Here is a 22,523-nt window from a genome sequence, read left to right as displayed (position 1 = left end):
CGAATTTACAAGCATTGGAACCGGGAAATGCAAGGGGTGAAGCCAAGGCCCCTAGCCACAATTGAGGAGAACACCACCTTAAAGATTTATTGAAAATTGTGACGGGAATTCACTTCACCGGAGGGGTTGTGGCACACTAAATAAAAAGGATCGCATAGCGCCACCTCGGTACGGAGACATGCCGTGGGGCGGTGATAAGGAGGCATGGTGATGGCAAAAATTTTAATCGTGGATGATTCCACGATGTCTCGGGGAATGCTGCGGCGAATGCTGCAACCGGAAGGGCATGAGATAATCGAGGCCAAAAATGGACTGATGGCGATCGAACAGTATGCTCTAGAAAAACCGGATTTGGTCTTGCTGGATATGGCAATGCCAGATATGCAGGGGACAGAAGTGTTAAAACAATTGCGCGAGTTCGATGCAGGGGCGCGAGTGGTAATGGCGACTGCAGATTTGCAAGCATTAACCCGCGCCACCGTCATGGCGGCGGGCGCAATGGGGTATATGACTAAACCTTTTAACGCCGCTACCGTGACGGAAACGGTGAATTGCATTTTGCAAGGGATGGAGGTGTAGGATGCAATTAACGGACCTGCAGCGCGATGCGTTAAGCGAATTATTGAATATGGGATTTGCGCGAACTGCAGCATCCCTCTCGGAATTGACCGGGTATCGCGTATTGTTAGAAGTGCCCCAGGTTTCGATTCATCCGATTGAAGAACTCAGCGACAAACTCGCCTGTTTTGTGGAGGGAGAAATTGCCACAGTTCAGCAAATTTTTACGGGTCGGGTGTCGGGAAATGCGTTATTGCTGCTCAATTATGATGGTGCATTGATGCTGACGGATTTGGTGACGCCCCAGCAACATCACCGGGGCGATCGCTTGGATAGTTCCGCAGCAGAAGTGCTAACCGAAATTGGTAATATTTTATTGAATGCTTGTTTGAGCGTGTTTGGCAATTTGCTACAGATGCAAATTTCCTTTTCTGTGCCCCGGTTACATTTAGATGCCGTGGATGGACTGCTTCATTCCCTGAATATCGGCTATGAAGAAATGCGCTATGCAATGGTGGTTTACACGGCATTTCGCATGGAAGATGATTCGGTCACCGGCTATCTGGTGATGGTGTTGAGTGTGGTGTCGCTAGAAAATCTATTGGAAGCAGTGGATAACTGGGCGCACCTGGTAGAAACTGGGCCAGAGGGGTAATGAGAACACTCGTTTTTTGGCAATAGGGAGACAATGATGAGCGACAATCAATTGTTGAATTTACAACACGAACAAGCTTTGTTGCAGTGGTTGAATGATTTGGCAGAAGAGGGAATTTTTACCACCGATGCCAACTTGCGGATTGTAAGTTGGAATCATTGGCTGGAAATTCACACCGGATTTAGGTCGAGAGATATTATCGGTCGGCATTTATTCGAGGTTTATCCGCAACTGAAACAGCGACGACTCGATCGCTTTTACGAGCAAGCGATCGCCGGTCAAGTGGTGCTGCTGTCTCAGCGCTTGCACGATTATCTGCTGCCCATTTCTGCGGGAACGGCAAAGGACTTGACCTATATGCCACAAAGTGCTAAAATTGCTCCCTTGATAGAAGCAGGAGAGGTGGTGGGTACGATTACCGCGATCGAAAATGTCACGGAACGCGCGATGCGCGAGACCCAACTGCAACGACAAATCGAGGAATTAGAGCGCACCGAAACGGCCCTGCGATCGAGTCAAACCCGCCTGGAATATCTGCTCTCTTCCAGTCCGGCTATTATTTATACTTGTCAGGGGCAAGACAATTATCCCACCACTTTTATCAGCGAAAATGTCAAGGAGCAACTGGGATATTCTGGAGAAGAATTTCTCGCCGATCCGAATTTTTGGATTGCCCAAGTTCACCCGGATGATGTGGGATACCTAGGGGAAAAAATTGCCCCCCTTCGGGAACAGGGACATGCTTGTTTGGAATATCGCTTTCGCCACCAAGACGGTTCCTATCGGTGGTTTCGCGATGAAATGAAATGGGTGCGTCACCCGAATGGCAAGGATGAAGAAATTGTCGGGGCAATGTATGATATTACCGAGCGCAAAAGAGCCGAAAAACGAGTGCGCCAACAAGCGGCGCTGCTGGATATTGCCACTGACGGGATTTTGGTAAAAGACTTAGAAACCCGGATTTTATTTTGGAACCAAGGCGCGCAACGGTTGTATGGGTGGACTGCCACTGAAGTAATGGGGCGACCGGCACAAGAACTGTTCAATCGCGATATTTTACCGCAAATCGAACAAGCATGGGAAACCGTACTGGAAAAAGGCGAATGGCAAGGAGAATTGCCTCAAATCACTAAAGAGGGCAAAGAAATTGTGGTGGCGAGTCGCTGGAGTTTGGTGCGCGACGAGAGCGATCGCCCTTGTTCGATTTTAGCCGTCAACACGGATATTACCGAGAAAAAATTACTGGAAGCGCAGTTTTTGCGCGCCCAACGGATGGAAAGCATCGGCACCCTCGCCAGTGGCATCGCTCACGACTTAAACAATATTTTTACCCCCATTTTAGGGGCGGTGCAACTGTTGCAATTAAACGCCGCCAGTCACAAGCGCGAAAAGTTAATTGAAATGCTGGAAATGAATGTCCTGCGCGGCGCAGATTTGGTGAAACAAGTGCTTTCTTTCGCCAAGGGATTGGATGGCGATCGCACCCTATTGCAGGTAAAGCATTTAATCGATGAAACCATCGCGATCGCCCGGGAAACCTTTCCCAAATCCATTAAATTTTCCACCCAAATCGACCCAGACCTATGGGCGATCGTCGGCGATGCCACTCACCTGCATCAAATTTTAATGAATCTGTGCGTCAACGCCCGCGACGCCATGCCCGATGGCGGCACTTTATCCATTTGCGCCGAAAATATTTGGCTCGATAAAACCAGCCTTTCGATTCATCTCGACGCGCGAGTTGGGCCTTACATTCGCCTGAAAATTTCCGACACCGGCACTGGCATCCCCGCCTATATTTTAGACCGCATCTTCGAGCCATTTTTTACCACCAAAGAAGTGGGAAAAGGCACCGGGTTGGGGTTATCCACGGTGCAGGGAATTATTAAAAGTCACCAAGGATTTATCAATGTGGTCAGCGAACCGGGAAAAGGCACCGAATTTCAAATTTATCTGCCCGCTGTGGAATCCAGCATGCCCCGGGAATCCCAATCCACAGAATGCAATGGCGGTCACGGGGAATGCATTCTCGTCGTCGATGACGAACCCACCATTCGCGAAACCACCGAAACCCTGCTGGAAAAATACGGCTATCGGGTGTTAACCGCCAGGGATGGGATTGAAGCGATCGCCTCTTATTCCCAGCATCAAAATGAAATCCAAGTCATTTTGCTCGATAGCATTATGCCCACAATGGATGGCCCAACCACCATTCAAGTGTTAGAAAAAATGAACCCGCAGGTAAAAATTATTACCGTCAGCGGCTTTTCTAATTCCCTCAATTGTACCCCCTCCAACCACCCTTGTGTCAAGGCATTTTTACCGAAACCTTACCCCACCCAAGATTTACTCAAAATCTTACAGCAAATTATCGCCAAACCCTAGGGCGTTAGTTCCCAATCAGCGTCATCCCACAAAACACCGGGTTACTCACTCGCATCGGTGGCCAATTCATCCCTCGGTGGCGAACAAATCCGGTTTCTCTCTCATCGCCCGCACTCTCTCCTCTCTCTCCATGACCCAAGGTGAAGTTCCCAGAGAAAATCTGAGAACCTCACCCGGATCGTCACCAGTTTACGAGTGTAATTTCGCCACAACTGTGGCTACGCTTGCGCCGATATTGGCGATCGCTTCTTGGTCTTTTTCATCGCTTAAGTTTCCATCATCATTAAACGCTTGAAACGCTTGCGGAATCGCTTTTTGCTCCGGAATCACCAGGATATTCATGTTGGCTAACATTTCCCGCAAACTCGCCAACCCGCGCAACCCCCCCAGTCCCCCGGGAGAGGCACTCATAATGCCGGCCACTTTGCCCGAAAACATCGCCAAAATCGGTTCCCCCGGATCGGGACGCGAGGCCCAGTCGATCGCGTTCTTCAGCACCGCAGTAATCGAGCTATTATATTCCGGAGAGGCAATCAAAAACCCCTGATGCGATCGGATCAGGTCTTGAAACTGACGCGCCGTCTCGGGCATTCCTTCTTTTTCTTCCAAGTCTTGGTCGAATAACGGCATCGGAAAGTCTCGCAAATCCACCTCCGTTACCTCCGCCCCGGCATTTCTCGCCCCAGCGGCGGCAATTTTCACCAGCAGTTTGTTGTAAGACGCTTCCCGGGTACTCCCGGCAAATGCAAGAATTTTCGGCTTTGTCATCGTTTGCTCCTGTTACTATGTCATACGCGAGTATTCCAACCCCAGACGCGAGGTCTGACTCCGATCGCCCCCTAACACAAGTGAAACTCACCCAGGTGATGCAATGGAGACCGGGGAACACTGAGGAAAAATTATAGTCGCTTTTGAACCCTACATCGCCAATCGATTTTTTTCTTCCCTGTGGTGTAGTTGGGGGACTGGGGCAAAGGGGCGATCGCAAATCATTCCGAAGCTAAATATTTTTTCGCCGATTTCTACCCTATTGCGGACGCATTATTTCGCCAAATTTGCTATACTCAACCCGCATTCATCCAAAGAGAGTGTTTAAACTGTGCCGTTTCTCGGGAGAAGCGCGATCGCATCTCTCAAATTTTTTTTTTGCTGACAAACCCCGAAAACCACTCATCTAAATTGTAGCTCAATCGTTTAGGAGGTTGTATGGTAGCCCTCGTCACCCAATTGTGGTCTGGACCTTTTATTCCGCACGGACATTGTTATCTCTGGAAACCCGAATTAGTCGGACTCCATCTGTTGTCTGATTCTCTGATTGCCTTCGCTTATTTCCTCATTCCCCTAGAACTGGTGTATCTGGTCAAAAAGCGCGGCGATCTGCCCTTTGACTGGCTGTTTTTTTTGTTTGGCTCGTTTATTATTTTTTGCGGGATTACCCATGCAATGGAAGTTTGGACTTTGTGGCATCCTACCTACTGGCTTTCCGGTTTCCTAAAAGCAATCACCGCCGCCGTTTCTTTATGTACCGCCGCCGTTCTCCTCACTCTAGTGCCAAAAATTCTCGCCATTCCCTCCCCGGAACAACTAAAGTCCGCCAATGCAGCACTGCAAAATGAAATTCGCGATCGCATTCAAGCCCAAGAAAAACTCAGCAAACTCACCCAAGAATTAGAACAACGGGTCGCAGAAAGAACCGCATCCCTCGCCGACGCCAACGAACGACTCAAACAGGAAAATCATCAGCGTTCTGAGGCTCAAGAAGCACTAGGGCGATCGCAAACTGAACTGCGCGATCGGGCCGAGGAACTCGAAACTACCCTGCACCAACTCAGACACACCCAAACCCAACTCATTCAAAGCGAAAAAATGTCCTCCCTCGGACAACTCGTCGCCGGCATCGCTCACGAAATTAATAACCCGATTAACTTCATTCACGGCAATATCGCCCCCGCTTTCGATTATATTCGCGATTTACTTAATATCATCGACCTTTACCAACTTCATTACCCCAATCCGCCAGCAGAAATTGCCGAAGAAATCGAAATAATAGACCTAGATTTTTTAGCCAAAGACCTGCAAAAAATCCTCCAATCTATGAAATCGGGAGCCGATCGCATTCGCAACATCGTCAGGTCTCTGCGCGTTTTCTCCCGCTTGGATGAAGCAGAAAAAAAAGTGGTGGATATTCACGAAAATCTCGACAGCACCTTGCTGATGCTAGACTATCGCCTCCACTCCCAACCCCATCGCCCCAGCATTCAGGTCATTAAAGACTATGGCAATTTGCCCCAAGTCGAATGCTATCCCGGTCAGCTCAATCAAGTCTTTATCAATCTGCTCAATAACGCGATCGATGCAGTGGAGTCATCGGTCACTGGTCATTCGTCATCGGTAACAGGTTCAAATAACCAAGGACAAATGACCAATAACCAAGGACAAACCCCCAACAACCAACCCCAAATAACCAATGACCAAGGACAAATAACCAATGACCAAGGACAAATAACCAATGACCAAGGACAAATGACCAATGACCAAGGACAAATAACCAATGACCAAGGACAAATGACCATTCACATTCGCACTCGAGTCACCGACGATAAAGCTCTACAAATTTGCATTGCCGATAACGGGATTGGGATTAGCGATAAACTGCAAGATAAAATATACGAGCCATTTTATACCACCAAACCGGTGGGCAAAGGAACCGGATTGGGATTGGCGATCGCCTATCAAATTATCGAAAAGCATCGGGGAACCTTGCACTGTAATTCTCAAGCGGGGAAAGGGACGGAATTTACCATTGAAATTCCGCCCAATGTGCCGGAACTCCCGCCGGAAATGTTCGATCGCCCCGGTGAGTTTGCCACCGCCTCGGTAGCATCCTCCGAACAAGCATAACCGCCTTCGATGGGGAGATTTTCAATCCATCCGACCCAAAAACCGCACCTGTTGGAAGCGATCGCAGCACACCACCATTCCCGGTGCAATCTTCACCGGGGATGTCTCCGGCGCAGGGGAACCAAACCGCACTTCCCGGTCATCCACCCACACCTGCTGCAATTTCATCCCGTGAAGGTGCAACTCCACCATCTGGTAAACAAAGGGATAGGTACCCTGTGAGTGCCAATTCAACTCCAACCCCTCGGCGGTTCGCGTCATTTCAAACCCATCCAATCGCCACGGGCCATATCCATCTCCCGCATCGCTATAGACCCTTCCCTCACCCCTGTCTTCCACCGGCGGATACAGGTGCAAAATCAGGGTTTTTCCCGCTTCCATTGGCAAAATGCTTCCCGCCTTCACAAACACCGCAATCTCCGCCAGGGGAACGTCCAACCGCAACCTTCTCGACCCTTGAAGGCGAGAATCGTCCGAAAGTCGATACCAGTACCCCCGGGGAACAATCGCCAGTCGCGATCGCGCTTTGGCAAACACAATCGGATACACCAACAGCGCATCCCCCAGGAAAAATGCATCCTCCACATCCCACAACTGCGAATTGTCCGGTTCCTCCCAAAACAGGGGACGAATGGGAGGAATGCCCGTTTCCTGCGCTTCCCATCCCAAGGTATAAAAATACGGAATCAGTCCATAGCGCAGACGCAACAAATCCCGCACGCAACTCGAGGTCGGTTCTCCATAAGTCCAAGGAGTGCGCGGTTTGGCATTGTTCGCCGAATGAGTGCGACAAAAGGGCAAAAAGGTAGAAAGTTGAAACCACCGCAAGTATAATTCCGCATTCGGATTGCCCTTAAATCCGCCGATATCCGGCCCGGTATAGGGAATGCCCGATAAACTCAACCCTAGCACTGTGGATACCGTTTGCCGCAATCCCGCCCAACTGGTTTCGATATCTCCGGTCCAGGTCCAAGCATAGCGCTGCAACCCCGCCCAACCGGACCGGGAGACGATAAAGGGACGTTGTTCCGGGCGATAGTCGCGCAGCGCTTCGTATCCGGCGCGCGCTTGCAACAATCCATACAGGTTGTGCGCTTCGCGGTGGTCTCCGCCTCTGCCTTCCATAAAATGGCGGGTAGGTGTGGGCAAGGTGGCATCCCCCCACAAGGTAAACACTCCCGGATCGTTCATGTCATGCCAAAATCCGCACACGCCCAAATCCAGCAGGTATTCATATTGCCGACTCCACCAATGACGGGCGAGAGGATGGGTAAAATCGGGAAAGGCGGACATCACGGGCCACACGGGGGCATGGATAATTTCCCCATTGGGCAGGGTGGAAAATACCTCTTGGGCGACCCCTTCGCGATACAGTTTGTTGTTGCGATCGCGCTTTACTCCGGGATTGACGATCGCAATAATTCGCACTCCCTTGGCCTCCATTTCTCGATTGAATTCCCGCAATTTGGGAAAGCGATCGGGGTCGATGGTAAACGACCGAAAGTTATCTTTGCAATCGATATCCAGGTGAATCGCGCTTAAGGGCAAATCGTATTTCTCGAAGCCGTTCGCCGTGTCTCGCACTGCTTTTTCGGTTTCGTATCCCCAGCGGGATTGATGATACCCAAATACCCAGCGCGGCGGAAGTGGCGGACCCCCGGTGAGTTCGCTATAATTTCCCAGGAGTTGTCTCGGATTTCCGGCAGTAAAATAATAGCGAATTGCCCCGCCTTGAAATTCAGCCGTTGCCACATCGTTGAAGCTAAAATTCGCATCAAATGAGTTTTCGTAAAATATCAAGTAACTGCCGTTTTCGTGCAATCCCACATACACCGGAATGCACAAGTAAAGCGGATCCATTCCCGGGCCGTAGAGTCCCCCCGCATCGTAGTGCCACATCCGATATTTTTTGCCTTGCTGCAGGCGCAAATTAAACGGGGCGGCGCGTTCTCCCAATCCGTAGATGCGTTCTCGCGATCGCAATTTCGCTCCATGCGTCCACTGTTCTCCCTGGCGCTGGGGCGGCAATTCTTGACGCAGCGATCGCCCGCTTTCGTCCAGAAATTCTATGCTACCTTCCCCGCTGACAATTGCCGTTAATTGGCTACTGGAAATGAGGATTTTATCCCGATTTTCCTCCACTGTAACTTTCACTTCCGGCCAAGTTTCTTTCGCGATCGCATAGGGCACCGGCAGCCATCCCGGTTCCCAGGTAACTCGCACAAAATCTGACTTTAAAAATTCTACCTGCACTGCAGCGCGCTCGAACTGCATCCAAGCACCGCGATCGGTCTTTTTTAGCCCTTGCAATTGCCCCGGCGTTTGCATCGGTTCGCTGGGTTTGGGTTTGCCGTACTGGCGTTCGATTCGGTCTCGCTGCCAGCTATAAATCAAAGAGGCAATAAAGCGTTCGAGTCGAATCGTTCTCAATCTTAAGGCAATTTGCTTTTTAATATTCATCAGAATTTTAGGTTTTGCGTCTGGGAATGGTTGACAACAGAGATGGTTTGAATTATAATAGAGTATCTACTCTGGTCTATCTTCCGATAGATAGACTTTTCTCGTCAATTTTTCCCGTGACTTCGCCTTCCGTTTCTGATTTGTGGCGGGGTTGTTATATATCGAGGGTTGATGTTTCCCGTTTGGAGGCGGTGCGTCACCCCCGGATGGGATGGGGGGATGTTCCCGATTATTTGGTGGCGGGGGTGACGCACCCTACGGTTATTGGGGGTTTGGTAAGGGAATTTTATATATATGAGTTTTGCAGAGGCGTGAAAGGGGGAGAGGCGCGATCGCTGCTGCAATCGCCGCGCCCCAACTCCTTTAACCCCGCTTTTTCGCACATTGATTGCACGGAATTTCAATTGTGAACTCGGTGCCTTTCCCGGGAGTAGAAGTACATTGTAGATTCCCCCGATGTTTTTCCACCACGATTTGATATCCGATCGCCAAGCCCAAACCGGTACCTTTCCCCGGGGGTTTGGTGGTAAAAAACGGATCGAACAACTGACGGCGAACCGACTCGGGAATCCCCGGCCCATTATCGCTAATCCGGATAACCGCGCGATCGCCTTTGCGTTCGGTACGAATGCGAATTTGCAGGGGTTCGCCATCCTTGGAGGACGAACCCTCCCTCATCGCAATTTCCTCCAACGCATCGATCGCGTTGCTGAGAATATTCATAAACACTTGATTTATCTGACCCGCATAACAATCCACCCACCCGATATCGCCAAACTCTTTAATAATCTCGATTTTCGGATGTCCCGGTTTTTCCTTGAAGCGATGCTTCAACAGCAGCAAGGTATTCTCGATTCCTTCGTGAATATCCACCGCTTTGCACTTCGCTTGATCCACCCGAGAAAAGTTCCGCAGCGATCGCACGATTTCGCGAATTCGTTCCGCGCCAATTTGCATAGATCCGAGCATTTTCGGCAAATCTTCCAGCACGAAATCCAATTCTATCTCCTCGGCGAATTCTTTAATCGGTGCCACCGGGTCGGGATAATGCGCTTGATAAAGCGAAATCATCTCGATCGAGTCTTGCATGTATTGTCGCGCGTGGTTGAGGTTGCCGTAAATAAAATTCACCGGATTGTTAATTTCATGTGCCACCCCCGCCACTAACTGCCCCAAACTGGACATTTTTTCGGTTTGAATTAACTGCGCCTGGGTTTTTTGTAACTCCAGTAACGTTTGTTCCAGTTGTTGGTTTTTCTCCCGCAATGCTGCTTCGGAATTTCGCAGGGCGTCTTCGGCTTTTTTGCGATCGCTGATGTCGTGGTTGATTTCTAAAATTGCCGTTGGTTTCCCCGCTTCATCGCGCTGCAAAGTCCAGCGCGACGCCACCACAATTTGCGTTCCATCTCGCTTGGTATGAATCAACTCCCCCTGCCAATATCCATCGCGCAATAAGGTTGCTTTAATCTCCGAGGGCGGTTGCGGGAATTGGCTGTGCAAAAAATCATGCACCGGTTGTAACATCGCCTCTTCTCGCGTCCATCCGTAGAGTCGTTCCGCCCCGCGATTCCAATAGGTAATCCGATAGTTCAAATCTAGTATCATAATCGTGTCATTCGCCAAATCGAGCATCTGCGCGTGCTTGCGTAATGACACTTCCGCTTCTTCGCGTTCGTGAATTTCCGACATCAGCCGTTGGTTGGTTCGTTTGAGCTGTGCGGTGCGTTCTTCAAATAAAGCTTTTAATCGCAGGTATTCTTGGCGCAAGGAGGCTTCGTTGCCCTCAATGTTTTCCGATGCCACGCGATCGCCAATGGCTTCGCTAAACAGCATCACGCCTCCCAACTCTCCCGTCTCCCGATACCACGGCTGAATCTGCCAGCGCATCAACACCTCGCTTCCATCACCCTGCTGACAGACCACCTCCTCGCATCCCGATTGGGTTTGCGCCAAACACACCCTACAACTCTCGACAATTTCCCGGGGAAAAGCCACCCCAGTGTCCCACAGCGATCGCCCCACCACCGCGCTTTGCATCTCCCGGGTCGCCTCTTCGCCGGCCCCATCGGTTGCAGGTTCGATCCACTGAGATATCCAGCCGCGCGATACCCTGTGGTAGCGCAATTGGCGATCGACCATTGCCACGGCCCCGGGAACCCACTGCACGAACTGACTCAGTTGTGCTTCGCTTCCGGGAAATCCTCGGGGTTGAGAATGGTAGCGGCTGACCGAGGTTGGAGAATTTACGGGTTTCATTTCTACCATTGTCATCTGCTCGTCTATCTGTTTCATGCTATTTGCCACACTCGCACGATAAAAAATCAAACTCAATCTGCACCGAATTTGGTATGATAGATTAAGAAATAATAAATTATTTTGCTATTTTACTGCTTTTGTCCCCTTTGGGATCGCTCAATTCGGCGGCAAGGGGTTCAGTTCCCCGAGAATCGCGGGGGGTTTTCAGACCGCCCCGGTCGGGTTGAGCCGCGCCAGGATGGGGCAAATCAGGCTTGCCTATGATTGGCATCAAAAATCTCAATCTATGGTTTTATCCCTCCCTCTATGACGCACAAAAATCTAGGTTCCCCCCCTTTTGAGGCAAAATTTTATCACTCTGCCTTGTTTTAATTCTATCTAACCAAAGAATTTGTCTGCTATGAAATTACCGATAAAAATGCGCTATGGGGTTGCATCGTTGGTGCTGACGATCGCCCTAGGTACATTCGCGGGGATAAGCCTACAAAGCGCCAATTCATCCCCACAAGGCAGCACTTCCGCTCAATTCGATCGCGATCGCCGCGAACAACTGCGAAAGCAAAGTACCCAAATCCAACGGCGATCGCCCTCCGCCTGGACCGATCCGCAAGAAGTCGCATTTTGGCGCAGAAGTATCGCCATCCGGCAGAAAATCGCCCGGGAAGATTTAGATAAACTCGATCGCTGGTGGCGACGGGAAAATATCGGCGACCCGCACAAATACTTACTGCCGGTGATTTTAGCTAAACTCTCTCTCGATCGCGAGTACGATCCGCAACCCAGTTGGGATATGCTGATGACCCTGGAAAAAGAGCGCCCGGACCTCTATCACTTTCGCAGCTTGTTCGACGTTCGCATTTTTTTCCAGAATCGCGATCGCATGCCGACTGAAGTCACGGAAAGCTATCGCAGTATGCTGCAACGCCCCCGAGTCAAGGAATGGAATGAAGGGGGGACGGAAAATCACAAATTCATGCAGCGCGCCTCCGGACTGGCATTGAGCGATGGGAGTGGGTTTCGCGATACCTATCCCTCCACCGCCGCCACCAACGAAGCATGGCTGCGATCGGAACTCGACAAGTTTCTAACCATCGGACAAGGGGAATTTCATTCCTCTATTTATTACGGTTATAGTATCGGCGCATTGCTCAATCTCTACGACTTCGCCCGCACCCCGGAATTGCGAAAACTGGCCACAGCAATTTTAGACTGGTATGCCACAAATATGGCCCTACGCTGGAGTTGGGGCACGGCGGGGGGTGCGGAAAGTCGCGGGTTCGATCGCGCCACCTGGGATAGCGGACTGGCGGCGGTGGCTTGGATCTGGTGGGGATTCCCCCCCGGGTCTGAGGCCGATCCCACAGAAATCGCCGACAATATGAAGTCTAGCTATGCCCGGTTGGCTCTCGCACCGGCCCTGAGTTCCTATCGTCCTCCCGCCCACTTGCACGCCTTAGCGCACAAAGAAGTGCCCCTCCCGTTTCTCGCCCGTGCCAGTCACCCGGTTTATTACAGTTACCACAAAGAAAATCATCTGTGGGAAACCTTCTATGTGACGGAGGATTATAGTTTAAGCACCCTGCTAGAACCCTCCCGCTCTTACCAAGTCCAAGGCACGATTCGCGCCCAATATGCTACCTATAAGCTGGTGATTCGCGATCGCCAAGGTCTCGACAATGCGGTGGTCAGTCTCGGCGGCACCTATCACACTCCAATGGCCACCGGTCGCAGTCCAGCAGATCAGTACGTGCAAGGCCGCAGTGCGGTCCTCTATCAGCAAATTTTGAATCCCCAAGATATCCAAGCCGGGGTGCCCGCGCGCTCTCATTTAGTGCTACCCCAGCGCTACGGGGAACCGCGACGGCATGGCGAGTGGTATATTTGGCAAATCGAAAATGTCTGGCTCCTCGCCCGCCCCTGGGGGGAGCGCGTTTCTTTGCAAGTGCCGGTGTCGGAAAAACACTCCGACTATCAAGCCTTGGTCGCCCGAGGTGAGAAAACCGCCTGGATAACCGATGTGGCGCGCTTGGCTGATTATCCGGATTGGGAGCGCTTGACCCAGGCCCTCGATCGCACCTCGGTGACCGATGAGGCGTGGGCCGAGGAGTTTGAATTGGCCTATCGCGGGTTGGAGGGCGATCGCCTGACCATGACCTATCAACCGGATGGGGCGATCGCCTCGGCCACCATTAACGGCGAACCGCTCAACCTAGAAGACTGGCCGATATTAGACAGTCCCTACGTCAGTCAAAAGGTCAACAGCGGCCTCTTGCAGGTCAACCATCCCCACCTGGGCACCTGGCGCTTGCGAGCCACCGTCAGCGGACCGGAATGGGAGGCAAAACCGTAAAAAATTGACAAAAAAGGATGGAGAATTGAGAATAAAAGGTGCAAAATTGAGAATGACCGGATTTTTCCCTCCCGCGAGGATGGCTGATTGTAAAAAAAATTTACATTTTCTGAGGAAGGAAGGGTAACAAAACCCTAAGAGCATGCTACAGTAGTAACGTCCAGAGAAAAACGTTCGGTTATCGTGTTTGTGTTCATTAGTTACAGGCGGATCTCCGGAACGAACTCTCTACGCTATTTGATTCTGGAGAGGCTTTATGTCAATCTATGTCGGCAACTTATCTTATGATGTAAATCAAGAAGATCTCAATGAGGTCTTCGGGGACTATGGCACCGTGAAGCGGGTTAATCTTCCCTTAGACCGGGAAACCGGTAAAAAGCGCGGTTTCGGCTTCGTGGAAATGGAAAGCGAAGAAGAAGAAGCTGCCGCCATTGAAGCACTCGATGGTGCAGAATGGATGGGTCGCTCGATGAAAGTCAACAAAGCAAGACCCCGGGAAGACAAAAGACGCTCTGGCGGTAACTGGGGTGGCGGTAACAATCGCGGCTATTCCAAATCCCGCTATTAAGCTTCACCGTTCCCGATAAAACTAGCCTTCAGTTGAACCGGAAATCGAGAGGTTGACGGGCAAAACCTGCCCTTATCCGCCAGCGAACGCAAGGGAAAAATCCCCAGCGAGACGATGGCGAACTGGCAGGCGAGTTCAAACGCTGTCGGTTTCGCTCAGATCGGTTATACTGAAAGGCTTTTTTTTGCGGGGGAGGCGATCGCCCGCCGGTTTGAATAGATTGACATTTGGCCTACAGGTAAACAAGAGAACAATTCGGAACCGAGGTCACGCCGCGTCTGTTTAGAGTACGGCTCAAAAGCGACGCGGCAGGTTTATTAAGGACAGATCCGGGCAACCGAAAGCACAATATTGCATTGTGGCTCCGATGTTGCAGTAAGGGCAGGGCGAGAGTGTGACCGATGAGTTTCCCAAACTCGGCGATCGCCTGAGTGAAAGTCAAGCGATCGCCCGTAACTATTTGTTTAAACGCTTAGGAGGTAGAATGACCCAAGTTGTAGTGGGTGAAAACGAAAAAATTGAGTCAGCATTGCGCCGATTTAAGCGTCAAGTGTCTCGAGAAGGAATTTTTGCAGATATGAAGCGCGTGCGTCACTTTGAAACGCCAATCGAAAAACGCAAGCGCAAAGCCATTGCCCGACGGCGGAAGCGTCGCTTCCGCTCCTTTAAATCTAACCGCTAACGTTTTGTAACGCTCCAATTCACGCCCTCAACCCCCTACCTTCTGCTCCGGCGGTTTTTTGTAGGGGGAAAAGTTCGTATCGAGGGATTCTCCCGCCATTCCACCGGAAATCCGAGCCGCGCCACAATCACACCGCCTTTCCGGGAACTGTGCAAACAATCACAACCGCCAACCTTCACTTACGGCGGGTAAATCGTTTTTCGAGTTGACAAATTGCCAATTTTATGCTAATCGCGCTGCCAAATCTTCACCATCCCATTCGCCGTACCGCTGATGAGTAGATTTTCTATCGGCGAAAAGGCCAGAGACATCACCGCCCCAGTTTGTTCGGTCAGGGTGCAAAGTAACTTCCCAGTGGACAGGTGCCAAATCTTCACCGTTCCATCGGCACTGGCACTGGCAAAGGTCTCCCCATCCGGCGCGATCGCCAGGGCCGTCACCGGACCTAAATGCCCCGGCGTCGTCCACAGCACCCCCCCCTGGCTCAATTCCCACAGTTGAATGCTGCCATCCCCATTCCCACTCATCAACCGCCCATCCGGCGTCATCACCATCGCTTCCACCACATCCAAACTGCCGGTGAAGCTATTGATAATTTCCTCACTCTCCAGTTGCCAAAGTGTAATTCGACCATCCCCGCCCCCGCGCGCCAGCTTCTCACCATCGGGAGTAATCGCCACCGAATACACCGGACCGGTATAATCCGTCAACCTGCCGATTTGTTCCGTGCGGCTTAAATCCCATACCGCGATCGTCTCGTCAAAACTGCCACTAAACAGAACCTTTCCATCCGGATGCATCGCCACAGTTCGCACCGAACCGGTATGCCCGCTGAGAGTTTCCACGAGCTCTCCCCCGGGCAACCGCCACAATTTCACCGTTTTATCCCAACTCGCCGAGGCCAAAGTTTCCCCATCGCTACTGATAGCCAGGGAAAACACCCCGCGCTCATGTTCCGCCAGCACTTGCATCAATTCCCCACTGGGCAATTTCCACAGCTTCACACTGGTATCGAAACTCCCCGTGGCCAAAATTTTGCCGTCCGGACTAATCGCGATCGCCCTTACCCAATCCGCATGAGCCGGTAAACTCTGGATGCAGCTCCAATTTTGCGGCGCGGGTTCCCTGCTTTTCCTAAAACTCGGTAGCACCACCTTGTCCCCAGACCGATTCCCTTGGGGCGCGGATGTGGGGGGTTCCGCCTCTGCTGACCCTTCTGGCGGCGGTTGTGCAGGCGCGGAAGGCATCGGTTCGGGAGCTGTAATCGGCGTCTCTATGCGCGAGGAAAGCTGTAAGGTAGCTTCCTCTAAGCGCTCGATGCGGGATAATAATGCAGAGCGATTCAAATAGGCAATAATATTAGAAATCGATTCGTTGAGCATTCCAGAATGCTCTTTGAGTTCGGCAATTTGGGTCTCTAGGGTCTCGGATTTGTGGGTTTCTAAGGCGGCGAGACGGCGTTGCAAGTCCGCCACTGCTTCGGCGCTAGGGGAGGCACTGGGGCGATCGCCGCTGCTGTCCGCGCCCTGAGTCGGCAGGGATTTCCCCTCCACCTGTTGGCGCAACTGTTCCACATCTTCCGACAGTTCTCGGTTCAGGCGGCTGTTCGTTCCACCGATGCGCCGGGTCAGTTGTTCCAGTCGGATCCGCTCGATCGCGTTTAACAGAATCGCGCCACAGATGAACGGAAGGGCAACGGTCACCAACGGCGCAAAAAACAGCGCCGCGATCGCCGCCACCACCGAAGCGAACAAACAGACATATTCGGCAATCAGCCACCAATGACGATGAGTAAACATGTTGCTTTTTTCCCAGTCCCCTTACCTACGAACCACAGACCCCAGTTACAGTTGCAGCACCAATCGGGCGATCGTAAAATAAATCAACACCCCCAGTACATCCACCGCCGTGGTAATAAACGGGGCCGACATCAGCGCCGGATCTAACTTCAACGCCCGGAATAAAAACGGCAGCGCCGAACCCGACACCGAGGCCAAAATCGAAATTGCCATCAAAGAAATGCCCACGGAGAAGGCAACCGCTAAATTTCCCTGCAAGAAGAATCCCCAAACTGTAGCAATGCTGCCCAAGATTCCCCCGAGCAATCCGCCAGCGATCGCCTCTCGCCACACCACCTGCAACGGACCGAGCAAGCGGATTTCCTCCGTATTCATCCCGCGAATCACCACCGTAGAGGACTGTGCCCCCACATTCCCCCCAGTTCCCGTCAGCAGGGGAATAAATGCGGCCAATACCACCACCTGCTGCAAGATATCTTGTTGGGATTTGATAATGGTTCCAGTGACGGTATTGGTAATCAGCAAGACGAACAGCCAAACCACCCGCCGACGGGCCACGGTGAGCAAATTGGTTTGAAAGTAATTGTCGCCTTCTGATTGTACCCCACCCAAGGCATAGATATCCTCGGTGGTTTCTTGCTCCAGGATATCGATTACATCGTCCACGGTGATGATCCCCACCAACCGCTGCTCGCTATCCACCACCGGAATGGCGAGAAAGTCGTAGCGCTGGATCAGGCGCGCTACTTCTTCTTGGTCCGTATCCGTATGCACGAAAACCACATCCCGGGTCATTAACTCGCCCACAATGCGATCGGGTTGGGCGATGACTAAATCGCGCAAGGAGACAATGCCTTTTAACTGGCGCGCCACGTCGGTGACGTAGAGATAGTAGATGATTTCCGTGACTGGGGCTAGATTGCGAATCCGCTCCAGGGTTTGGCTCACGGTCATGTTTTCTTTCAGGGAGATGTACTCGGGGGTCATAATTCGCCCCGCCGTCCCCGGTTCGTATCCCATCAGCAAGGCGGTGGATTGCCACTCCGCCGGGGAGAGTTGCGCCCGCAGGCGACGCACCACCTTGGCGGGCAATTCGTCCAGCAGTCGCGCCCGATCGTCCGGTGACATGTTCTCGATGATGTCGAGCACTTCTTGACGCCTGAATTCCTCTAGCAGCGCCTGCTGCACGCTGGAGTCGAGATGTTCGTAAACCTCGGTGGCTTCGTCTTTCGATAGCAACCGAAAGGCGATCGCCTGCATCGCTTCGGGCAATCCTTCAATTGCTTCGGCAATATCTGCAGGCTGAACCGGTACCAGGATCGCTTTCGCCCCCTGGAGGTCTCCTTGGTCGAGCAGCGCCGCGAGTTGCGATCGCACTAACTCGGTTATTTCTCTCCGCGACAAGGTCTGGAGGGGAGAGGATGGATATTGATTTTCAGTCAAGGCAAACTCCCTGGATCCAGTCCGACGATAATTGCTGCATACAGTTTAAACGCCTCTGCGAAAGCGCCAGCACAAACAAATTCTATCCGTTCGTGACCCCTTTTTTCCCCTCCGCAATTTCTTCCGCCCCGGTGGCGCGCTCTCCACGGGCGGGTTTTTTTCCCACTCCACCCCTTTCGTCGCCCCCTACAGCGCGATCGCGCGCCACCCCAGTCCCACTTCCCTCTTTTTCCCTTCCGCGATTTACCTCGCCCTGGCTAATATGATGCCCAAATAGGCCGCGATCGCTCCCAGAAATGCACTGCCTCCCCAATACATCATTCCTGGCAAAATTCCGCGATCGCGCAGTTGAATTACTGTCTCTAATCCATAGGTGGAAAAGGTGGTATATGACCCTAAAAATCCCACGGCGATCGTCAACCGCACCTCGGGCATTAGGGTGGGAAATTTCTCTAAAACTAGGGTGACAAAAAATCCCATTCCCACGCAGCCGGTTAAATTAATAAAAAGGGTTCCCCACGGCCAACTATTTCCCCACTGCTCCCGGAACCAAGTGGTGATATAATATCGGCTTAGCGCGCCTGCGATCGCTCCCAAACTAATCGCAATCGGGGTTCTTACTGTGGGACTTTGGCTCGTTACCGCAAGCATTTCTAGACCCTGTTGCCATAAAACGCTCAAGTTAAATCTCATGGTTGTTTCGTTCGCCTTCCACCGAGGCGACCTCCCATCGCCATTGTTCGCATCAAACGGATTATAACCCTATCTCTCCCCCCTCCATAAAAACGCGCCCACTCCCGCCATTTCTCCCGCTCATCTCTTTCCCCAGATAGAACCCATCGGGCTGTTAATTTTTGTAAAATACAAAAAATTCAGTGCTTCCAGGAGCTTTCTGTATGTCAACCTACGATACCATTATTATTGGAGCGGGTCACAATGGCTTAGTCTGTGCCGCTTATTTACTCAAAGCAGGCAAAAGCGTGCTGGTGCTGGAAAAGCGATCGGTTCCTGGCGGCGCAGCGACCACGGAAGAAGTCATGCCAGAATCCGCCCCCGGATTCCAGTTTAACCTCTGCGCGATCGACCACGAATTTATTCACCTCGGTCCGGTGGTCAAAGAATTAGAATTAACTAAATATGGATTGGACTACCTCCACTGCGACCCGGTAGTCTTTTGTCCCCAAGCTGATGGCAAGTATTTCCTCGGCCATCAATCCATCGAAAAAACTCGGGCGGAAATCGCGCGCTATAGCGATCGCGATGCAGACAAATACGTGGATTTCGTTAATTTTTGGCAGCGTCTGCTTGGCGCAATTACTCCCCTATTTAACGCCCCACCCAAATCGATTATCGATATCGCCGGCAATTATAACACAGAAAAACTCAAAGATTTACTCTCGGTTCTCGGTTCTCCCGACAAAATTCTCGATTTCGTCCGCACCATGCTCAGCAGTCCCCAAGACGTGCTAGAAGAATGGTTCGACACGGAAGTGGTGAAAGCGCCACTGGCGCGCCTCGCCTCGGAAATCGGTACCCCCCCCTCGCAAAAAGGCATGGCAATTGGCGCGATAATGATGTCCATGCGCCATCATCCCGGAATGACCCGCCCCCGAGGCGGAACCGGCGCGCTAACCCAATCCCTGCTGAATTTGGTTCGCCACCTCGGGGGCGAGGTCCTGTGCGATCGCGAAGTGGACCGCATTCTGATCGACGATCGCCATCGCGCTGTCGGCGTGCGAGTCGCGGGGGGCGAAGAATATCGCGCCAATTTAGGCGTGATTTCCAATATCGACGCCAAACGAGTCTTCCTCCAATTGGTCGATCCCACCGCGATCGCATCGGTAGACCCCGATTTGCGCGATCGTCTCGACCGCAAAATCGTCAACAACAACGAAACTATCCTCAAAATTGACTGCGCCCTCTCGGAAATTCCCCGCTTTAGCGCCTACAATCATCAAGATAACTATCTCGTTGGGTCGTTATTAATTGCAGACTCAGTACATCATGTAGAACAAGCTCACTCCTTATGTCAACTCGGCATTGTTCCCGACGAAAATCCCTCCCTCTATGCTGTGGTTCCCACGGTTCTCGACCCTTCAATGGCCCCAGAAGGCAAACATACCCTCTGGATTGAATTCTTCGCCCCCTATCAAATTGCAGGCGCAGAAGGCACCGGTCTCAATGGTACCGGATGGACTTGTGAATTAAAAAATAAAGTGGCCGATCGCGTCATCGATAAATTAGCCGATTATGCCCCCAATCTCAAATCCTCGATTATCGCCCGTCGCGTAGAAAGTCCCGCCGAACTCGGCACCCGCCTCGGTGCTTACAAGGGCAATTACTACCACATGGACATGACCCTCGACCAAATGGTATTCTTCCGCCCCTTGCCCGAAATCGCCAACTACAAAACCCCGATTGAAGGATTATTTTTAACCGGAGCCGGCACTCATCCGGGCGGTTCCATTTCTGGAATGCCCGGACGCAATTGCGCTCGCGCTTTCCTATTCCATCATCAACCCGTTGCTCGCACCGTTCACGACGCCCAAGGTGTATTTCAGTCCATGACAAAATCCATTTTTAACCATCCATAACACCGATAAAGTCCCAAAATTGCTTAATATTTCTTCCCAATCAAGCGCCTGAAAATAGCCAATTTTACCCCCTCCAACCTCGTTCCCAGGCTGAGCCTGGGAACGCCTTTGCCGAGGCTCCGCCTCGGATAACATAACGCATTAAAAACCCAGAGATTTCCTTTATTTTAACTCATGTGAAATCCCGGAAATAGCTACCGCATCCGATAAAAATGGAAGCGATTAAAAGCGCGAATCTGGATAAAACAACGCCAAATCACTCCTAAAAATATTCTGGCAAATTTTCACTAATAGCTGGATTAATGTGGTAATGTGGTAGCTCGATACCGATATTACCCAGCTTGTCCTGGGAAACAGTAAAGCCCCAAATCAGGGCAAAACTTTGTGATGAACGTAAGCTAAATTGGAGGTGCGATCGCAGTGGCAGATCCGTACATTATTCGCTTGTTAGCACTCGGTCTGCTTTTATTGGGGGTGACGGTATTTTCCGGGTGGATTAAGCGCCTACCCCTTTCTTTCGCCTTGATTTATTTAATCGTCGGCTTTTTGCTCGGCCCGTATGGCGTGCAACTGATTCAAATGGAACCGAATGCCAAAGTATTAGAACGCCTGAGCGAATTTGTGGTCATTGTTTCCCTATTTAGTTGCGGCTTAAAAATGAATCGTCCCCTAAGGTTATGGGCGTGGCAAATTACGGCGCGGTTAATTGGGTTTTTGATGCCCATTTCCATCGCGGGAACTGCCCTCGTGGGTCATTTTTTGCTAAACTTACAGTGGGGAGCTGCTATGTTACTCGGTGCCATTCTCTCCCCCACAGATCCGGTGTTAGCCTCGGAAGTACAAATCGCGCATTCGGACGATAAAGATGAGCTGCGCTTTGGCTTAACCTCCGAAGGCGGATTAAACGATGCCTTGGCATTTCCGTTCGTGTATTTTGGGTTATATTGGTTAGGCGATCGCAACTTAAACCGTTGGATTCACGATTGGTTGGTGGTAGATTTAATTTGGGCGATCGCGGCGGGAATTGCAATGGGAATTCTCGTGGGAAAAAGCATTGTTTGGATCGACCGCACCCTGCAGCAATTTCGTCCCGTAGACGAGCTGATGGAAGATTTCATCGCCCTAAGCACCATTTTTATCGCCTATTCTGTCACCGAACTCATCAACGGCTATGGGTTTCTCGCCGTATTTGTCGCCGGTATATCGGTTCGCCAAAGTTATCGCGCCGTGGAAAAAACTCTCTCCCAATTGCGCTTAACCGAACGTCTGGAAAAACTGATGGAAGTGGCTACCTTATTAATCCTCGGGTCTCTGTTACAAATTGAGCCGATTTTGCGCTACGCCAACGAAACGTTACTCGTCGCCGGCTTGTTAATTTTCGCCATTCGCCCCGCAGGCGCTTGGGTTAGTACCATCGGCGCTTGCTTTCACCCCGCCAAGCGCTTCTTGTTAGGATGGTTTGGAATTCGCGGCGTCGGGTCGTTGTATTATTTAACCTATGCCTTAAGTCACGGGTTAAGTGGTGCAACGGCGGAAAAAATTGCCTGGATCGTCTTTCTCACCATGCTGATTTCCACCGTATTGCACGGGATTAGCGCTACGCCCTTGATGAAGTGGTATCAGAGCAAAACCGAACCGCCCACCGCCCAATAATCGCCCGAGTTCCCGACACACGCGGTGGCATAAATCGGCTCACCGAGACTTAAACACCGGGTTATTTTCTGGCCAGCTTCGGGGTTCTGCGAGTACCTCTGCAATGGGTAAAGCCGTTTCTAAACCGCTACTATAGCGCTTGATATCATGTCCGGTGGAATAGCCGTAAAAAGAATAAGTCCACGAAGGTGGACTTTGCCTGTGTAGCCGCGATTTCAA

At 51.4% G+C, this 22,523-nt stretch carries 16 protein-coding genes; 9 read left to right on the top strand and 7 right to left on the bottom strand.

Annotated features, from left to right (window positions below):
• Positions 1-210: 210 nt before the first annotated feature.
• Genes LKK83_RS04375 through LKK83_RS04365 form a run of 3 tightly spaced genes read left to right on the top strand, consistent with a single transcriptional unit; the run spans position 211 to position 3,598 of the window.
• Complete coding sequence (locus tag LKK83_RS04375) at positions 211-579, top strand: response regulator (RefSeq protein ID WP_324629671.1); 369 nt, start codon at positions 211-213, stop codon at positions 577-579.
• A 1-nt stretch (position 580) separates the two neighbouring features.
• Positions 581-1,213, top strand: a complete 633-nt coding sequence (locus LKK83_RS04370) for a chemotaxis protein CheC (protein WP_324629670.1) — start codon at positions 581-583, stop codon at positions 1,211-1,213.
• Between the two features lie 33 nt (positions 1,214-1,246).
• The gene (locus LKK83_RS04365) at positions 1,247-3,598 is read left to right on the top strand and encodes a hybrid sensor histidine kinase/response regulator (protein WP_324629668.1); all 2,352 of its coding nucleotides are present in this window, start codon (positions 1,247-1,249) and stop codon (positions 3,596-3,598) included.
• Positions 3,599-3,787: 189 nt separating this feature from the next.
• Here the strand turns inward: LKK83_RS04365 and LKK83_RS04360 are convergent, their stop codons facing one another.
• Entirely contained in the window at positions 3,788-4,366 is a 579-nt protein-coding gene (locus LKK83_RS04360; protein ID WP_324629667.1) for an NADPH-dependent FMN reductase, read from the bottom strand.
• Between the two features lie 438 nt (positions 4,367-4,804).
• On the opposite strand from LKK83_RS04360, the gene LKK83_RS04355 reads away from it, so the two are divergent.
• Positions 4,805-6,499 carry an ATP-binding protein gene (locus LKK83_RS04355; protein WP_324629665.1) on the top strand — a complete coding sequence of 565 codons (1,695 nt, stop codon included), beginning with the start codon at positions 4,805-4,807 and terminating at the stop codon, positions 6,497-6,499.
• Positions 6,500-6,520: 21 nt separating this feature from the next.
• Here LKK83_RS04355 and LKK83_RS04350 read toward each other — a convergent pair whose 3' ends face one another.
• Both LKK83_RS04350 and LKK83_RS04345 read right to left on the bottom strand, forming a co-directional pair.
• Positions 6,521-8,959 (bottom strand): glycoside hydrolase family 31 protein, encoded by a 2,439-nt coding sequence (locus LKK83_RS04350; RefSeq protein WP_324629664.1) that lies wholly within the window; start codon positions 8,957-8,959, stop codon positions 6,521-6,523.
• Positions 8,960-9,322: 363 nt separating this feature from the next.
• Positions 9,323-11,251 (bottom strand): PAS domain-containing sensor histidine kinase, encoded by a 1,929-nt coding sequence (locus LKK83_RS04345; protein ID WP_324629662.1) that lies wholly within the window; start codon positions 11,249-11,251, stop codon positions 9,323-9,325.
• A 364-nt stretch (positions 11,252-11,615) separates the two neighbouring features.
• Here LKK83_RS04345 and LKK83_RS04340 point away from each other — a divergent pair, with 364 nt between their 5' ends.
• The 3 genes from LKK83_RS04340 to rpsU all read left to right on the top strand — a co-directional run bounded on the left by LKK83_RS04340 (position 11,616) and on the right by rpsU (position 14,815).
• Complete coding sequence (locus LKK83_RS04340) at positions 11,616-13,565, top strand: hypothetical protein (protein ID WP_324629660.1); 1,950 nt, start codon at positions 11,616-11,618, stop codon at positions 13,563-13,565.
• A 256-nt stretch (positions 13,566-13,821) separates the two neighbouring features.
• Positions 13,822-14,133, top strand: a complete 312-nt coding sequence (locus LKK83_RS04335) for an RNA recognition motif domain-containing protein (protein WP_324629659.1) — start codon at positions 13,822-13,824, stop codon at positions 14,131-14,133.
• 484 nt (positions 14,134-14,617) lie between these two features.
• Positions 14,618-14,815, top strand: coding sequence for a 30S ribosomal protein S21 (gene rpsU / locus LKK83_RS04330; RefSeq protein WP_324629675.1), 198 nt, complete (start codon positions 14,618-14,620; stop codon positions 14,813-14,815).
• Between the two features lie 227 nt (positions 14,816-15,042).
• Here the strand turns inward: rpsU and LKK83_RS04325 are convergent, their stop codons facing one another.
• From LKK83_RS04325 to crcB, 3 genes are all read right to left on the bottom strand, one after another.
• Positions 15,043-16,614, bottom strand: coding sequence for a hypothetical protein (locus LKK83_RS04325; protein ID WP_324629658.1), 1,572 nt, complete (start codon positions 16,612-16,614; stop codon positions 15,043-15,045).
• A gap of 45 nt (positions 16,615-16,659) precedes the next feature.
• A complete protein-coding gene (mgtE, locus tag LKK83_RS04320; protein WP_324629657.1) occupies positions 16,660-18,057 on the bottom strand; it encodes a magnesium transporter in 1,398 nt (465 codons plus the stop codon).
• Between the two features lie 243 nt (positions 18,058-18,300).
• Entirely contained in the window at positions 18,301-18,750 is a 450-nt protein-coding gene (gene crcB, locus LKK83_RS04315) for a fluoride efflux transporter CrcB (protein WP_324629655.1), read from the bottom strand.
• A gap of 203 nt (positions 18,751-18,953) precedes the next feature.
• On the opposite strand from crcB, the gene crtO reads away from it, so the two are divergent.
• Both crtO and LKK83_RS04305 read left to right on the top strand, forming a co-directional pair.
• The gene (gene crtO, locus LKK83_RS04310) at positions 18,954-20,651 is read left to right on the top strand and encodes a beta-carotene ketolase CrtO (protein ID WP_324629654.1); all 1,698 of its coding nucleotides are present in this window, start codon (positions 18,954-18,956) and stop codon (positions 20,649-20,651) included.
• A 420-nt stretch (positions 20,652-21,071) separates the two neighbouring features.
• Positions 21,072-22,304 carry a cation:proton antiporter gene (locus LKK83_RS04305; RefSeq protein WP_324629653.1) on the top strand — a complete coding sequence of 411 codons (1,233 nt, stop codon included), beginning with the start codon at positions 21,072-21,074 and terminating at the stop codon, positions 22,302-22,304.
• Positions 22,305-22,343: 39 nt separating this feature from the next.
• Here the strand turns inward: LKK83_RS04305 and LKK83_RS04300 are convergent.
• On the bottom strand, positions 22,344-22,523 hold a 180-nt coding region (locus LKK83_RS04300; protein WP_324629652.1), incomplete at its 5' end, for a hypothetical protein.

This window comes from Phormidium sp. CCY1219, assembly GCF_035615515.1.
Taxonomy (GTDB): Bacteria; Cyanobacteriota; Cyanobacteriia; order Cyanobacteriales; family Laspinemataceae; genus CCY1219.
This window is presented reverse-complemented; position numbering and strand designations above follow the sequence as displayed.

What these genes read in the sequence shown, in the direction of transcription:
- LKK83_RS04345 (WP_324629662.1), bottom strand. Translation starts at nt 11,251, where the DNA reads ATGAAACAGATAGACGAGCAGATGACAATGGTAGAAATGAAACCCGTA.
- LKK83_RS04335 (WP_324629659.1), top strand. Translation starts at nt 13,822, where the DNA reads ATGTCAATCTATGTCGGCAACTTATCTTATGATGTAAATCAAGAAGAT.
- LKK83_RS04355 (WP_324629665.1), top strand. Translation starts at nt 4,805, where the DNA reads ATGGTAGCCCTCGTCACCCAATTGTGGTCTGGACCTTTTATTCCGCAC.
- LKK83_RS04375 (WP_324629671.1), top strand. Translation starts at nt 211, where the DNA reads ATGGCAAAAATTTTAATCGTGGATGATTCCACGATGTCTCGGGGAATG.
- LKK83_RS04360 (WP_324629667.1), bottom strand. Translation starts at nt 4,366, where the DNA reads ATGACAAAGCCGAAAATTCTTGCATTTGCCGGGAGTACCCGGGAAGCG.
- LKK83_RS04340 (WP_324629660.1), top strand. Translation starts at nt 11,616, where the DNA reads ATGAAATTACCGATAAAAATGCGCTATGGGGTTGCATCGTTGGTGCTG.
- LKK83_RS04370 (WP_324629670.1), top strand. Translation starts at nt 581, where the DNA reads ATGCAATTAACGGACCTGCAGCGCGATGCGTTAAGCGAATTATTGAAT.
- crcB (WP_324629655.1), bottom strand. Translation starts at nt 18,750, where the DNA reads ATGAGATTTAACTTGAGCGTTTTATGGCAACAGGGTCTAGAAATGCTT.
- rpsU (WP_324629675.1), top strand. Translation starts at nt 14,618, where the DNA reads ATGACCCAAGTTGTAGTGGGTGAAAACGAAAAAATTGAGTCAGCATTG.
- crtO (WP_324629654.1), top strand. Translation starts at nt 18,954, where the DNA reads ATGTCAACCTACGATACCATTATTATTGGAGCGGGTCACAATGGCTTA.
- LKK83_RS04325 (WP_324629658.1), bottom strand. Translation starts at nt 16,614, where the DNA reads ATGTTTACTCATCGTCATTGGTGGCTGATTGCCGAATATGTCTGTTTG.
- LKK83_RS04365 (WP_324629668.1), top strand. Translation starts at nt 1,247, where the DNA reads ATGATGAGCGACAATCAATTGTTGAATTTACAACACGAACAAGCTTTG.
- LKK83_RS04350 (WP_324629664.1), bottom strand. Translation starts at nt 8,959, where the DNA reads ATGAATATTAAAAAGCAAATTGCCTTAAGATTGAGAACGATTCGACTC.